General features: G+C 68.3%; 17 protein-coding genes. 10 read left to right on the plus strand and 7 right to left on the minus strand.

From position 1 onward, the window contains the following. Positions 1-51: 51 nt before the first annotated feature. Positions 52-1,932 (minus strand): ABC transporter ATP-binding protein, encoded by a 1,881-nt coding sequence (locus ACFC1J_RS14495; RefSeq protein WP_375907757.1) that lies wholly within the window; start codon positions 1,930-1,932, stop codon positions 52-54. Between the two features lie 281 nt (positions 1,933-2,213). Between ACFC1J_RS14495 and ACFC1J_RS14500 the strand changes: the two genes are divergently transcribed. After that, complete coding sequence (locus ACFC1J_RS14500; RefSeq protein WP_375907365.1) at positions 2,214-3,704, plus strand: MDR family MFS transporter; 1,491 nt, start codon at positions 2,214-2,216, stop codon at positions 3,702-3,704. A 492-nt stretch (positions 3,705-4,196) separates the two neighbouring features. Further along, positions 4,197-5,105 (plus strand): hypothetical protein, encoded by a 909-nt coding sequence (locus ACFC1J_RS14505; RefSeq protein ID WP_375907368.1) that lies wholly within the window; start codon positions 4,197-4,199, stop codon positions 5,103-5,105. Positions 5,106-5,374: 269 nt separating this feature from the next. On the opposite strand, the gene ACFC1J_RS14510 is transcribed toward ACFC1J_RS14505, so the two are convergent. Beyond that, positions 5,375-5,560: a hypothetical protein gene (locus tag ACFC1J_RS14510; RefSeq protein WP_375907371.1), complete on the minus strand. Its 186-nt coding sequence runs from the start codon at positions 5,558-5,560 to the stop codon at positions 5,375-5,377. Positions 5,561-5,707: 147 nt separating this feature from the next. Between ACFC1J_RS14510 and ACFC1J_RS14515 the strand changes: the two genes are divergently transcribed. From ACFC1J_RS14515 to ACFC1J_RS14525, 3 genes are all read left to right on the plus strand, one after another. Continuing rightward, positions 5,708-6,298 (plus strand): carboxymuconolactone decarboxylase family protein, encoded by a 591-nt coding sequence (locus ACFC1J_RS14515; RefSeq protein WP_375907374.1) that lies wholly within the window; start codon positions 5,708-5,710, stop codon positions 6,296-6,298. A gap of 150 nt (positions 6,299-6,448) precedes the next feature. After that, positions 6,449-6,748: a Fe-S cluster assembly protein HesB gene (locus ACFC1J_RS14520; RefSeq protein ID WP_045272208.1), complete on the plus strand. Its 300-nt coding sequence runs from the start codon at positions 6,449-6,451 to the stop codon at positions 6,746-6,748. A gap of 104 nt (positions 6,749-6,852) precedes the next feature. Beyond that, entirely contained in the window at positions 6,853-7,440 is a 588-nt protein-coding gene (locus ACFC1J_RS14525) for a 1-acyl-sn-glycerol-3-phosphate acyltransferase (RefSeq protein WP_375907378.1), read from the plus strand. On the opposite strand, the gene ACFC1J_RS14530 is transcribed toward ACFC1J_RS14525, so the two are convergent. The 3 genes from ACFC1J_RS14530 to ACFC1J_RS14540 form a co-directional block, all read right to left on the minus strand. Further along, positions 7,424-8,062 (minus strand): DUF1345 domain-containing protein, encoded by a 639-nt coding sequence (locus tag ACFC1J_RS14530; protein WP_375907380.1) that lies wholly within the window; start codon positions 8,060-8,062, stop codon positions 7,424-7,426. The genes ACFC1J_RS14525 and ACFC1J_RS14530 overlap by 17 nt on opposite strands. Positions 8,063-8,088: 26 nt before the next feature. Beyond that, a complete protein-coding gene (locus tag ACFC1J_RS14535) occupies positions 8,089-8,913 on the minus strand; it encodes an Fpg/Nei family DNA glycosylase (protein ID WP_375907383.1) in 825 nt (274 codons plus the stop codon). A gap of 233 nt (positions 8,914-9,146) precedes the next feature. After that, the gene (locus ACFC1J_RS14540; protein WP_375907386.1) at positions 9,147-9,722 is read right to left on the minus strand and encodes an alpha/beta fold hydrolase; all 576 of its coding nucleotides are present in this window, start codon (positions 9,720-9,722) and stop codon (positions 9,147-9,149) included. Positions 9,723-9,877: 155 nt separating this feature from the next. Here ACFC1J_RS14540 and ACFC1J_RS14545 point away from each other — a divergent pair, with 155 nt between their 5' ends. Beyond that, the gene (locus ACFC1J_RS14545; RefSeq protein WP_375907388.1) at positions 9,878-10,219 is read left to right on the plus strand and encodes a YciI family protein; all 342 of its coding nucleotides are present in this window, start codon (positions 9,878-9,880) and stop codon (positions 10,217-10,219) included. Here the strand turns inward: ACFC1J_RS14545 and ACFC1J_RS14550 are convergent. Then, positions 10,212-10,373: a hypothetical protein gene (locus ACFC1J_RS14550; RefSeq protein ID WP_375907391.1), complete on the minus strand. Its 162-nt coding sequence runs from the start codon at positions 10,371-10,373 to the stop codon at positions 10,212-10,214. The genes ACFC1J_RS14545 and ACFC1J_RS14550 overlap by 8 nt on opposite strands. 59 nt (positions 10,374-10,432) lie before the next feature. After that, positions 10,433-11,206, minus strand: a complete 774-nt coding sequence (locus ACFC1J_RS14555; protein ID WP_375907393.1) for an alpha/beta fold hydrolase — start codon at positions 11,204-11,206, stop codon at positions 10,433-10,435. 142 nt (positions 11,207-11,348) lie between these two features. Between ACFC1J_RS14555 and ACFC1J_RS14560 the strand changes: the two genes are divergently transcribed. From ACFC1J_RS14560 to ACFC1J_RS14575, 4 genes are all read left to right on the plus strand, one after another. Beyond that, complete coding sequence (locus ACFC1J_RS14560; RefSeq protein WP_375907396.1) at positions 11,349-11,693, plus strand: LysR family transcriptional regulator; 345 nt, start codon at positions 11,349-11,351, stop codon at positions 11,691-11,693. Positions 11,694-12,131: 438 nt separating this feature from the next. Continuing rightward, the gene (locus tag ACFC1J_RS14565) at positions 12,132-12,320 is read left to right on the plus strand and encodes a hypothetical protein (RefSeq protein ID WP_375907398.1); all 189 of its coding nucleotides are present in this window, start codon (positions 12,132-12,134) and stop codon (positions 12,318-12,320) included. A gap of 139 nt (positions 12,321-12,459) precedes the next feature. Further along, entirely contained in the window at positions 12,460-13,617 is a 1,158-nt protein-coding gene (locus ACFC1J_RS14570; RefSeq protein WP_375907401.1) for a hypothetical protein, read from the plus strand. Between the two features lie 132 nt (positions 13,618-13,749). Continuing rightward, positions 13,750-14,067: a hypothetical protein gene (locus ACFC1J_RS14575; RefSeq protein ID WP_375907404.1), complete on the plus strand. Its 318-nt coding sequence runs from the start codon at positions 13,750-13,752 to the stop codon at positions 14,065-14,067. Positions 14,068-14,189 lie beyond the last annotated feature (122 nt).

Below are 14,189 nucleotides of genomic sequence, written 5' to 3' on the forward strand. Positions count from 1 at the left end.
AGCGCGGCTCCGGCCTCCTCGGGAGGTCGGAGCCGCGGGCGCCTCGCGCGATCAGACCGTACGGATGTCGTCGTCGATCCGGGCCGCGGCCACCTGCTGCGCGGCGAGGTCGGCGTAGAGCCCGCCCTGCGCGAGCAGCTCGGCATGCGTGCCGGACTCGACGATCCGCCCGTCCTGCACGACGTGGATGACGTCCGCGCCGATCACGGTCGACAGTCGGTGCGCGATGGTGAGCGTGGTGCGGCCCTTGGCGGCCTCGTCCAGCGCCTCCTGGACCACCCGCTCCGAGACGGTGTCGAGCGCGGATGTCGCCTCGTCCAGCAGCAGCACGGGCGGATCCTTCAGCAGCACCCGCGCGATCGCGATGCGCTGCTTCTCGCCGCCGGAGAGCCGGTAGCCGCGCTCCCCCACCACGGTGTCGTAGCCGTCCTCGAAGCCCACGATCACGTGGTGGATGTTGGCGGCCGTGCACGCCGCGACGAGCTCCTCCTCCGTTGCGTCCGGCTTGGAGTAGACGAGGTTCTCCCGGATCGTGGCGTGGAACAGATAGGTCTCCTGCGACACGATCCCGATCTCGTCGATGATCGACTCCTGCGTGAGGTCGCGCACGTCGGCGCCGTCGAAGAGCACCGCCCCCTCAGACGCCTCGTAGAGACGCGGCGCGAGGTAGAGGATCGTCGTCTTGCCCGCGCCGGACGGGCCGACGAAGGCCACGTGCTGGCCGGGCTCGGCCGTGAACGAGATCCCCTGCAGGGTGTCGCGCGCCGCCGGCGACGCATCGGGGTAGCGGAACCGCACGTCGCGGAACTCCAGCCGGCCGCGCGGTCCGGGCGCCTCCGTTGCGGACCGCGCATCCGGCGCGTCCTGGATCTGGGGCACCAGGTCGAGGTACTCGAAGATGCGCGCGAACAGCGCCTGCGATGTCTGCACGTCGAGCGCGACCCGCATGAGCCCGATCAGCGGCATGAGCAGGCGCGCCTGCACGGTCGTGAAGGCCACGATCGCGCCGGCGGTGATCGTCCCGGTGCCGCCCGCGACCAGGAAACCCGCGACGAGATAGATGATCGCCGGCACGCTCGACATCAGCACCGACACCACCGCGAAGAACCCCTGCCCGCTCATCGCGGTGCGCACCTGCAGGCGGATCTGGGTGCGGTTCTGCGCCTGATAGCGCGCCGACTCGGAGCGCTGGCGGTTGAACGACTTCGACAGCAGGATCCCCGAGACGCTGAGCGTCTCCTGCGTGATGGCGGTGAGCTCGGACAGCGACTCCTGCGTCTGTCCGGCGATCCGCGCGCGCACCTGACCCACCCGGCGCTGCACGAGCACGAGGATCGGCATCACGCACACGGCGATGATGGTCAGCCGCCAATCCAGCACGATCATCGCGACGAGCGAGGCGATCACCGTGACGGTGTTGCCGAGGATGCTCGTGACCGTGCTCGTGAGCACGCCGGAGACGCCGCCGACGTCGTTCTGCAGGCGGGACTGGATGACACCGGTCTTGGTGCGTGTGAAGAAGCCCAGCTCCATCGACTGCAGGTGCTCGAACAGTCGCACGCGCAGGTCGCCCGTGACGCTGTTGCCGACGGTGGAGGTGAGCCAGGTCTGCACGACGCCCAGTCCGGACGACAGCAGGTACAGGCCGATCATCGAGACGACGAGGACCACCAGCAGGTCGAGCTGCGGTCCGCCGCCGTGCGGGAACAGCGCGTCGTCGAAGACCTTCTGCACCAGGAGCGGCGGGACCACGCCGAGCGCTGCGCCGACGATGACGAGCAGGACCGTCATCAGGATCCGGTTCCGGTACGGCCGGAACAGCCCGACCACCCTGCGCCCGAGGTCGGGGATGCGGGGTGCGTCCGCGTTCTGCTTGCGCTGCGCCGCCTCGTCGACGGGGCGGCCGCCGCGCACGCCGCCCATCCTGGCCATCATGCTCATCCGCCCACACCCCTGACCGCCGCCGGTCGCCCGCGCCGTCGGCACCTGCCGTTCTCTGCTTCGGGGCAAGCGTATGTCCGAGCGGGGACGTCGCGGCGCACCGGCCGGGCTCTTCCGCTCAGGGCGCAACACCCGTGAGCGGGCGCTGCCCACCGCAGCGCGAGCGACTTCGGATCCGAGCCGGGAATGGAATGTCCGACCCTGTGGTTAGCCTGATAGTCGCTCGCCGTTCCGCGTAGCTTCCCCCTCGAAATGCTTTCCCGGAGGAGCGCATGTCCGCCACACACACCGATTCCGTGCCCACGAGCGCAGGATCCTCTCTCATCCCCCGCCGAGACATGGCGGTCATCTGGGTGCTGCTCGCCGCTGCCTTCGTCGCCATCCTCAACGAGACGACGATGAGCATGGCGATCCCGCATCTCATCGACGATCTCAAGATCACGCCCCTCGCCGCGCAGTGGGTGACGAGCGCGTTCATGCTGACGATGGCCGTCGTGATCCCCACGACCGGCTTCCTGCTGCAGCGCTTCACGACGCGGCAGATGTTCCTCGGCGCCCTGGCGCTGTTCTCCGCGGGAACGCTCATCGCCGCGCTCGCGCCCGGCTTCACGGTGCTGCTCATCGCCCGCGTCGTGCAGGCCTCCGGCACCGCGATCATGATGCCGCTGCTCATGACGACGCTCATGAACCTGGTCCCCGCGGCGAGCCGCGGACGGATGATGGGGCGCGTCAGCATCGTCATCTCGCTCGCGCCCGCGATCGGGCCGACGCTGTCGGGCTTCCTGCTCGATCACTTCAGCTGGCGCGCGATCTTCGTGGTGGTGCTGCCGATCGCGCTGGTCGCGATGCTCATCGGCTGGCGCTTCCTGACGAACGTCGGCGAGCGCACCAACGCGCCTCTCGACGTGCTGTCGATCGTGCTGAGCGCGTTCGGCTTCGGCGGTCTCGTGTTCGGGCTCAGCCAGATCGGCGCCCTCGCCGGCGGCGGCGGCACCGCCGCTCCCCTTGTGATCTCGCTGGTCGTGGGCGTGGTCGGGCTCGTCGCGTTCCTCTGGCGCCAGGTGATCCTGCAGCGCAAGGACGACGCGCTGCTCGACCTGCGGGTGTTCGCCTCGCGCGACTTCACCCTCTCGATGGTGCAGATGTTCCTGCTGTCGCTCGCGTTCTTCGGGACGCTCACGGTGATCCCGCTGTTCCTGCAGAAGGCGCTCGGTCTGGAGACCACGGAGGCGGGTCTCGTGCTGCTGCCCGGTGCGCTCGCGATGGGCCTGCTCGGCCCGGTGATCGGGCGGATCTACGACGCCCGGGGCACGAAGATCCTGCTGATCCCCGGCTCGATCCTCACCGCCGCGTCGCTGTGGTTCTACACGACGCTCGCCACCACCACCTCGGTGTGGATCGTGCTCGTCGCGCAGACGCTGCTGTCGATCGGGCTCGCCCTGTCGTTCACGCCGCTGTTCACCGCGTCGCTGGCGTCGCTCAAGCCGAAGTTCTACTCCTACGGCAGTGCGGTCATCGGCACCGTGCAGCAGGTGGCGGGTGCGGCCGGCATCGCGGTGATGATCGCGGTGTTCACGCTCATCGTGAACGCGAACGGCGGCACCGAGGTGCCCGATGCCGTCGCGGCCGGTTCGCGCAGCACGTTCGTGATCGGCGCGGTCATTGCGACCGTGACGATCCTCGGCGCGTTCATCATCCGCAAGCCCGAGGACCAGCCGGACGAAGCCGGCTCCCCCGAGGGCTCCGCCCCCGCGATGCACTGACCCCCAGGTCTCTCTCCATTCCGAGTCCATTCCGAGTCGTCCCCCTCAGCGCACGCCATAGGCGCCGCTGGCGGGGACGACTCGTCGGTTGAGGCAGCGTGTCCTGCGCTGCGTGGCACCGACTGGGGCCACGTTCCGAGTCGTCCCAGTGAGCGCACGCTATAGGCGCCGCTGGCAGGGACGACTCGGCGACGCGGGCACCCATATCCCGGGTCGTCCCCGTGAGCGCACGCCATAGGCGCCGCTGGCAGGGACGACTCGTCGGTTGTGGCAGCGTGTGCGGCTCCGCCTGGCGCGGACGGGGACCGTGTTCCGAGTCGTCCCCGTGAGCGCACGCTATAGGCGCCGCCGTCGGGGACGACTCGGCGACGCGGGCACCCTATCCCGGGTCGTCCCCGTGAGCGCACGCCATAGAGTGCGCTGGCAGGGACGACTCGGAGGTTGTGGATAGTTTCCGAGGCGACTCGCCTCCATGCGGCACTCTTGCGTGGCATGGGATGGCGCGAAGTCGCACACGCACAACAGGGACTGATCACCCGCGCTCAGCTGCATGCGCTCGGGGTGAGCCGAGGCACGATCCGGCATCGGATCTCGACGGATCGATGGGTCGCGCGATCGTCGCTCGTCATCGGCACGACCACCGGCGAACTCACCCGCGCGCAGCTCATGCGGCTCGGAGTCCTGCATGCAGGCGGCGCCTCGCTCGTCGGCGACCTCACGGCGGCGGAACTCGGCGGACTGCGCAATTGGCATCGCGAAGAGGTCACCGTGCTTGTCCCGCAAGGCCGCGAGCTCGGACCGCCGTTGCGCGGAATCCGCTTCGTCGAGACGCGGCGACCGCTGAAGACGATGAGACGACCCGACCTCGAGCTTCCCGTCTGCCGGTTCGAACCCGCCGTACTCCACTTCGCGGCGTATCAGCCGTCGACGCGCACGGCAGAAGGAGTCGTGGCGGCGGCCGTACAGCAGGGGCTCACGACGCCGGCGCTGCTGCGCGAATGGGTCGATCGCATGCGGCCCCTGCGGTGGGCGCCGATGTTCCGTCAAACACTGGCCGAGATCGCAGACGGATCCCAGTCCGTCGCTGAGCTCGACGTGCTGCGGATGTGTCGCGACCACGGCCTTTGCGCACCCCGGCAGCAAACCAAGCGTCGGGATGCGCGCGGTCGGATCCGGTTCACCGACTGCGAATGGCAGCTGCCCGACGGGCGAACGCTGGTGCTGGAGATCGACGGATCGTTCCACATGGACGTCGAGCACTGGGAAGACGACCTCGCCCGCCAGCGAGCGCTCGCCTCACATGACCGTGTGCAGATCCGCTGCACCGCGCGCGAGCTCCGCGAAACCCCGGCGGCCATCGCCCGCGACCTGCGACTCCTCGGCGTTCCCCGCGCCGCCTGACGTGGTCGCGTCCGGATCCCCGGAGATGTCTCCAACCCACTACCCCGAGTCGTCCCCGTGAGCGCACGCCATGGCCTCCGCTCACAGGGACGACCCAGAAAGTGCAGCACCACAAACCCGAGTCGTCCCGACAAACGCACGCCATAGGCTCCGCTCACGGGGACGACCCTGATGTGGAGGCACCCTGACGGGGACGGCCCGAAGACGGGGACGGCCCGAAGACGGGGACGGCCCGGAGACGGGGCGTCGACCGGGGACGCGAGGGGCGGTCAGGCCTTGGCGCCGGGGAGACGGCAGACGCCGTCGATGCACAGGCCGGCATCGGCGGCGCCGAGGCCCGGGAACAGCGCCAGGCCTCCGAGAGCGGCGCCCGTGACGTCGCCCGGAGCAGCGCCGTTCGTCGGACGCTCGGCGTCCGCGGAGGTCTGCTGCTCGGATTCGGCTGCGGTGGTCATCCCTCGATGCTACGCCCGTGCGCGGCAGCAGGCGCCGTTGAGGCGTTCGCCCCATGTCGCCGGGCACCCGCCGGGCGTAGTCTTCGCTCGTGCGCTGGGGTTCGCCGCCTGCGAGGACGCCCCGGCGCGGATGCGAAGGAGCTTCCCATGATCATCAGCACTCCCCCGGCCGAGACCGTCGAAGGAGCCGAGACCGTCGAAGGACATGCCGCCGACATGTACGCCGAGGACATCGCGGACGCGGGCTTCGTGTTCGCGTACACCCGGGCGATGGCGGTGAACCCGGCGGCGCACGAGGCCTTCATGGCACTCATCCGGGCGATCGTCCCGTCCATCGGCGTGCGCGTGTACGAGGCGGCGACGCTCGGCGCGGCCCGCGCGATCGGATCCCCGCACTGCCTGCTCGCCCATGGGCGGAAGTCACTGCGGGCCGAGGTGCTCAGCGACGACGGACTCGCCGCGTTCGCGCGCGGGGACGACAGCGGATTCACTCCTGCCGAACAGGCCGTGATCCGCTACGCCGAGGCGCTCTCCACGGATCCGCGTGCAATGGCCGACGCCGACACGCAGCGGCTGCGGGACGCCGGCTACGACGATCGCCAGATCGTGGACATCACCCTCGCCGCCGCCGCGCGCAACTACTTCAGCCGGTCGCTGCTCGCCCTCGCCGTGCCGACGGACGAGGTGCCAGGGCTGGATCCGGCGACGGCGGCGGCGCTCCGAACCGCCGCCGCCTGAATCCAGCGCCGCCCGAGCGCTCCCAGGTGGGAAGACCCTCCGAATCGGGGCGAATCGCCCCGCAGCGGTTGAGAGCTCGGTCCCAAAGAGGAATCGTGGCCCGGACACATGCCGTGACCTCGGCATGTCCGCAACCGGAAGGAGTGCCTCGTGCTCACCTTGACCGACAACGCCACTGCGCTGGTCACCACGCTCGTCCGTCGTCGTACCGACACGGAGGGCGCGGGACTGCGCATCCACACGGCCGAGACGCCGGGACAGGCGGGCGAACCCCGCCTCGCCGCCGACGTGGTCGTCTCGCCGGAGCCGGACGACCAGATCCTGGATCTGCCCGGCGCCCCTGTCTTCCTCGAAGGGGAGGCCGCCATCGTCCTGGACGACAAGGTCCTCGACGCGAACGTGAATGAGGAGGGCGCCGTGTCGTTCTCCCTGATGCCGAAGGTCGCCTGACCCTCGGCACCCCGAACGGACGCATGACCCGGACCCCGCGTCCGGTCATGCGCCCGTTCCCGTTCATGCGGAGTGCGGCATGCGCATCCCTTTACCGTGGACGGATGCTCAAACGCCTCGCCGCCCGCGCGTTCTGGTCGCTCAGCCGCTGGACGCTCGCGACGGAACCGGCACCGACGCGTCCGACCGTGCTGATCGGCGCCCCGCACACGTCGAACTGGGACTTCGTGCTCATGCTCGGCATCGCGTGGCGTCTCGGCATCGACGTGCACTGGCTCGGCAAGAAGAGCCTGTTCCACGGCTGGCGCGGCCCGCTCATGCGCCGCCTCGGCGGCATCCCGGTGGACCGGTCGGATCCCTCCCGCGTCGTGGATGAGGTCGTCGCGCAGGTGAACGGCGGCGCCGTGTTCGGGCTGGTGGTCACCCCTGACGGCACGCGCGGCGGCAACGAGTATTGGAAGAGCGGCTTCTACCGCATCGCCCAGGAGACGGGGATGCCGGTGACCCTCGGGTTCGTCGACCGCACCACCATGACGACCGGTCTCGGCCCCACCTTCGAACTCACCGGCGATGTCGCGGCGGACATGGACCGGATCCGCGCGTTCTACGCCGACAAGGCGGGTGTGCGCCCCGAACGACGCACCGAACCGCGTCTGCGCGAGGAACTCCCCGCCGTCACCCCAGTCCGGTGACGAGGTTGATGATCGTGCCGAGGATCAGCGCACCGAACACGTAGGCGATCGTCGTCTGTGCGATGACGATGCGTCGGATCGCGTTGCGCGTGACGTTGGTGTCCGCCACCTGATAGGTCATCCCGAGCCCGACCGAGAAGTAGATGAAGTCGGTGTACTCCGGATCCCCTTTCTGATTGAAGACGATCCCGCCGGATCCGTCGTAGTAGAGCTTCGCGTACCGCAGCATGTAGTCGGTCTGGATGAGCCCCCACGAGGCGGCGACGCTGAGCACGGCGCTCCCCGCGAGCGCGAACTGCGTCCATCCCTCGGCGTGCCGGGCCTGCAGCACCACGACGAGAACGGCGGCGATGCTGACGAAACTGCCGGTCAGCGAAATCACCCGGGCGGCGCCGCGTCCGGGATCCTCCTCGATCGCGTGCGCGTGCGTCTGCGCGGCATCCATCCGCCACACGACCAGCAGGATCCACACGACGCTGACGAGCGCGAGCGCACCCCATCCCGCGAGGATCCCCGCCGCGAGGCCGAGGAACGGCGTGACGACGATCCCGATGATGACGCCGACGACGATCGCGATGGTCGCGCGCACGCGCCAACGGTGTCGCAGAGGAAGCTCGCTCACCACCGAATGCTATCCCCGCGGTCGGTTCATGCCGCCGAGCGTTCGGGCTGGCAATGCGGACAGAGCTGCGCCGAGGCCCCGCCGAAGACGCGGTCGACGATCGTCGTGCCGCACACCGGGCATGCCTCGCCGCCGCGCCCGTGCACGGCCATCGCGGCGACCTTCGCCTGCTTGAGCCGATCGGGCCGCAGACCCCGGCGCTCCGAGAGCGCGTCCCTCATCACGTCGACCGTGGCGCGGAAGAGCCGCTCCCGCTCCTCGCCGTCGAGCAGGGCGGCATGCACCACCGGCGAGATCTTCGCGCGGTGCAGGATCTCGTCGGAGTAGGCGTTGCCGATGCCCGCGAGCGACGTCTGCTCCTGCAGCAGCGCCTTGATCTGCTTGCGCCGGCCGCCGAGCGCACGCTCGAAGGCGTCGCGATCGAAGTCCTCCGCAAGGGGATCCGGCCCCAGCGCCGCGATGCCGGCGACGTCCGCGGGCGCGTCGACGACGTTCGCGGTGACGGCCAGGAAGTCGCCCATGTCCACGAGCTGCATCACGGCGCCGTCGTCGAGCGCTATTCGCGCGACTTCCGGCACGGGCTCCGCACGCGGCGGATCCTCCGGGGCATGCCACCGGATCCAGCCGTTGCGACCGAAGCCGATCATCAGCCACCCGGCGTCGGTGTCGAAGCCGACGTGCTTGCCGAAGCGCTCCAGACCTCTGACGCGCGCACCGACCACCGACGCCGGCGGGCGATCCCGCGTCTTGACGATGCGGAACTCACCGACATCCAGGTCGGCGATCGCACGACCGCGGATCCGCTCGTCGAGGAATTCGACCAGCGCCTGCACCTCCGGAGACTCGGGCATGCGCCCATCCTCGCACCGGGGTCGGACATCCACCCTCTTCGCCGTTCAGGCGAGCGCGACCTCATCGTGCCGCACGACGGCGAACTCCTGGCCCGGATAGCGGAGGCCTGCGAATTACATGTTCGTGTGGGCGACGATCTGCTCACCGGAGATCCGGACGTGTCCACCGTCGCATCGATCGTGGTGCGCGCGTCGCGCACGAGCGTGACGTCGTAGCCCTCCGCGGCCGGGTGTCAGTCCCAGGCCAGGTAGTCCTCGATGGCGAACGCCGTGTCGACCGGGTCGCTCACGGGGAACAGGTGCCCGCCGCCCTCGATGGTCACGACGCTGGCGCGCTCCACCGCGGAGGCGCGCAGCTTCTCGCCGTTCGCCGGCGGCATGACGTCGTCCGCGGATCCCTGGATGATCAGGATCGGCACCGAGGGCGCGATCGGCACCTCGACGTCCTCGACGCCGAGCAGCAGCACGCCGAGGGCCCGATCCGTGCGCTTGGCGGAGAGCGCGCGGGCGACCGTGCCGCCCACGCCGTGGCCGCCGATCCAGGTCGCGCCGATGCCGACGTGGTCCATGACGTCGCTCGCGTCCTGCACCCGGTCCTCGAGCGTCACGTCGTCGTCCTTGCGGTTGCCGATCCGCAGGACGCGGATCCCTTCGCCGGCGAGGATGTGTGCGACCGATCCCAGCGCTCCGCCTTCGAGGCCGCGTCCCGGGATCAGCACCAGAACGGGTCCGTCACCCTCCGACATCTCATCGATGTAGGGGATCGCGCGGCCATCGGGTTCGAAGATGCTGTTGTTCTCGGTAGTCACCGAGACATCGTATCGAGTCTCACCGGGGCCTCCGCTGGGCTGTCGCCGGGGCGGGAGTGCCGCACCGGTTCCGCGTCGAGGCTCGAAAGCAGGACACCCCTCGGCGTACGATCGCGACACGGCCCGTGGCCGCACGGGGGATGCGAGGAGCACCGATGACGCAGTACATCATCTACTTCAACCAGCAGTGGGTGGGCGATCACAGCCCCGAGTGGTTCGCCGAGCGCGGGCCGCTCGCCAATGCCGTGGTGTCCGACATCAGGGACGCCGGCGCCCTCGTCTTCGCGGCGGGCGTGCACGAGGACGACGATGCGGCGTTCACCGCCGACGCGACCGGCGGAACGACGGTGATCGCATCCGGCCCCTTCGCCCCGACCGAGCAGCGCATCGGCGGCCTCACGATCATCGACGTCGCCGACGACAACGCTGCGAAGGCATGGGCAGGCAGGATCGCCGAGGCCTGCGGCTGGCCGCAGGAGGTCAGGCGGGTCAGCTGACCTGGTCTCCCTCATCGGGCTCGGCACGGAGCAGATCCGCGATCTCCTCCTCCGGGCGAGGCGCGATGTTCTCGTCCTCCTCGAGTTCGGGGATCGTGGGCTCACCCGGTTCCGGGACATGCCGGGGCGTGGAGTGCTCATCGGGATCGGACATGGCCGTGCCTCCTCTGGACGACACCGTCATCCTACGAGCCGCGAGACGCGAGGGGGCGCTCAGCGCAGGACCCGATCCACCCAGTCCCGGATCAGCGCGCGCAACAGTTCGGGCCGCTCGTGCGGAAGCGCGTGGCCGGCGCCATCCAGAACCGCCGCCGTCGCGTGCGGGTGGCGATCGACGAGATCGAGCGCGGCGGCGTATCCGACCGTCGAGTCGAGCCGGCCCGCCACCACCAGCGTCGGGCCGTCGAACGGCGCCCCCTCCCCTGGCTTCAGCTCCCAGCGTTCGGCGATCCGCTCCATCGCAGCATCGTCCGCGAGCTCCATTCCTGGCACGACGAACCGCTCGTACCGCTCGAGCATCTCCCGCGTCTGCACCACGAAATAGCCTCGGAACTCGTCGTCGCCGAGATCGCCGGATCCGACGACCATGCGATGCTCCGGAACGTCGCGGATGCCCGGCAGCAGCGGACAGACCAGGGCGAGGCCCGCCACGCGGGAGGATCGGCGCTCGGCCATCGCCAGCGCGAAATGCGCTCCCGCCGAATGCCCGACGACGAGACAGGGTTCGCCGCCGCCCACGAGCTCCGCGAATTCGAGGAGCACGGCCAGCACGTCCTCTGCACTGCCGATCCCCGCCGGCGCGGGCGTGCGGCCCATCCCGGGCAGATCCGGATAGATCCGCCGGATCCCCGTGGTCCCGGCGAACGCCGGTTCGAAGCAGGCCTCGGACTCGCGATGATCCACGCCTGCTCCGTGCAGGATCAGAGCGGGCCGGCCCGAACCGTGCTCGACGTAGTGCACCGTGGTCTTGCCTGTGCGCGCTTCCACGGCCCCACCGTAGTGCGTGCGGTCCGGCGAGGCACCCTTCGCGGCGATCTCGCCTCCTACCTCTCGCCCCCCGGTGCAACCGATCAGCGGAAGCCCCGTACGCTGGACGACGCCGCGAACTGCGCGCGAAAGGAAGGGTTCCATGAAGATCACCCAGCTTCGGCGGTTCGTCGCCGTCGCGGAGGAACTGCACTTCCCGCGCGCGGCCGACCGGCTCGGCATCCCACTCGCCGCCCTGTATTCGTCCATCGAGAAGCTCGAGGAAGAGGTCGGGCACCCGCTCGTCACCCGTGGAAGCTCGACCAGCCTGACCAGTGCCGGCCTTCTCCTGCTCCCCGAGGCGCGGGACAGGATCGCCGCGCTCCCGCCGCCTCCGCGGAAGTCGGACGCGCCGTCGGGCGGCAAGGCCAAAGCCTCCAAAGGAAAAGGCCGGGCTCCCGCCGTGAAGGGACAGCCCAAGCCCTACAAGAAGCGCCAGGGGCGCTGACGCGGACCGAAATCAGCCGAGCCGCGGCGAGCAGCTCGCTAGGCGTCTAGCGAGCTTCGAGCGTCACGCAGCCCTCAGCGGAGTGATCGCTGCGATGTGCTCGGCGGCCCGATTCTCAGCCAGGTCCAGCTCATGCCGCGTCTGCAGGTTGAGCCAGAACTGGGCCGAGACGCCGAAGTAGCGCCCCAGGCGGAGCGTGGTGTCAGCCGAGATCCCCCTCGCGCGGAGCGCGGTGTGAGCGAAGCGAGCACATGTATACGTGTTGGCTTGCTGGCTATCGCAGCGTACGGAGGCAGATCCTGTCAAGATTTGGGTAAGCCGACGAGATCCCTGACGCCGTATCGCCTGCACCTCATCGCATAGGTCGGGCATCTCTCCCCGACTCTCTGGGGCGTCGGCGATGCTCAGCTCACCAGATTCGCAGAGGCATTGGCGCTGGTGACCAAAGCCATGGAAGACGAGCCCTGCGACGTGCTCGGCAAGCTCTACATGCAGCTCGAGCTGGGGAACTCGGCTCTCGGTCAGTTCTACACTCCTTACTCGGTGGCGCAGCTGATCGCCGTGACGTTGCTGCCAGTCCGCAAAAGCAGCGCGGAGTTTATCGAGCATCGCTATACGTCGATGTAGGCCTTTTGGGGGACAAAGAACATCACGGGACGAGCCTGTCGAACGTCGATGTTTCGGTCTTTCAACGCGTCTGATACGTTGAAACTCATATCTGTGCGGGAGGGGCTTGCCCGCCAGATGTCGAAAATCCGGAGGAAAAGTGAAGAACAAGAAATCAGTCGTCTATTCAACATTGTCGCTTTTCGTTTGCGGGGTGATATTTACCCCCGCATTGTCTGCGGCCGCCGACGATAGTCCGTTGGATATCTATGACAGTAACGCCGTAGTACAGGAGCTTTCTCCCGAGATCACGAGCGAAACCGCTCAGGTCACAGATTCAGCCCTGGCACCCGTCAGATCAGGGGTGAAGGGACCTGACCTCGTCATCGACCCGCAGAGGGTCGAATCCGCAGCTTCCGGCAGAGTTGCACCTGGAGCGACCAAACTATCGACAACGCCCGTGATCACGATCACGCCCACCTATGTGACCGACAAGGTCAGCAATTCGAACGGGATGAGCGTGTGGCGCACGGATTCTGACTCCGCCGCGGCGTATGTCCAGCCACTCAGAAACGGCGTCAGGGTCCTCACAGCGATCTCGACCCCTGAAGCGTCGCGCACATACGATTACAAGCTCAGCGTTCCGAGCGGAACCACGCTGAGGGAGAACAGCGTGGGATACATGCTGATTGGCCCAACCGGAGCCAGTCTGGGTCAGCTCCTGTCGCCGTGGGCAAAGGACGCGAACGGCGCTAAACTCCAGACTTCCTACTCGCTTTCCGGGGACACGCTCACTCAGATTGTCGATCTGGACCGCAAGGACATCGCCTATCCGGTCCTCATCGATCCGGCATGGTCGTATTCACATACCGCGCTGATCGAGAACAAAACCCCATCTGGGATCAGAAGCAAGCTGATGAACTGCTTCAACTGCTACTTCCCCGTGGAGGGCGCACCCAAGTATTTCCCCTCCCTTGATCAGGATCTCCCCCTGGTGGTACGTCCCTACGCGGGTTCAGGCGTCATTTGGAACTTCCACTGCATCATGCAGACGACGAACTACTTCACCGATGGCAACAAGAGCTGGTTCGGATACTACTTCCGGGCCGCGGCCGATCATGTCGACGGCGAAGGGTCGACGATCAGCTTCGACTTCAACCCCAGGTGGGATGCCGGGAATCCCGATTACATCTATTCAGAGTTGGTCGTCACAGGGTGGATCAAGAACGATGACCCTGTCGCACTCGGGCAACCCGCGTACGTCCTCGCCGCCTCTGCCACCTGGAACAACTTCGCGCATAACCTGTATTACGCGTAACGCACAAGAACGGTAAGCGGAACAATGATAGTCAAACCATTCGGATTGTCCGTAGCGATATCGCTGGGCGGGGTTCTTCTGCTCAGCGTCATCGGCGGGGTTCTCGGGGTTGCCCTCGCAGGGGTTTCCATCATGGTGCTTCTCGCGCCGTTGGCGATCAGCTGGACAGGCATCTTCCTGGCGCGTGGGGCGGTCGACCGCAAGCCAGGAAGCGCCTGGCTGGTTCTTGCCGCCGGGTGGCTGTTCGCCGGCCTGGTGGGGGCCGCCGCAGGAGCAGTTCTTATCGGGTTGCCGTTCCACCTCGAATCTGACCTCCCCGTCTTTCCGAATTGGCTTTCATTCATGGCTCCGTTCGTTCTCGTGGGTGTGATCAGTGCCCTCCTCTTTCTGAAGTTCTCCCGCAGGCGCGGGTCTGTCACACATGCAGAACCGGGTGAGCTGAAGAGCTGATCCCTCCTGCCCGAAAATCGAGCAGCCAACGCCGGCAGCGGGCCCGCCGCCCCGGCGCCCGCGGGGGGTCCGGGCGGGCGGGGGGGGGGGGGGTGGGACGTGGGGGGGTGGGCGGTCGGGGA

It is taken from the genome of Microbacterium sp. NPDC056052 (assembly GCF_042266785.1).
In the GTDB taxonomy this organism is placed as follows: domain Bacteria; phylum Actinomycetota; class Actinomycetes; order Actinomycetales; family Microbacteriaceae; genus Microbacterium.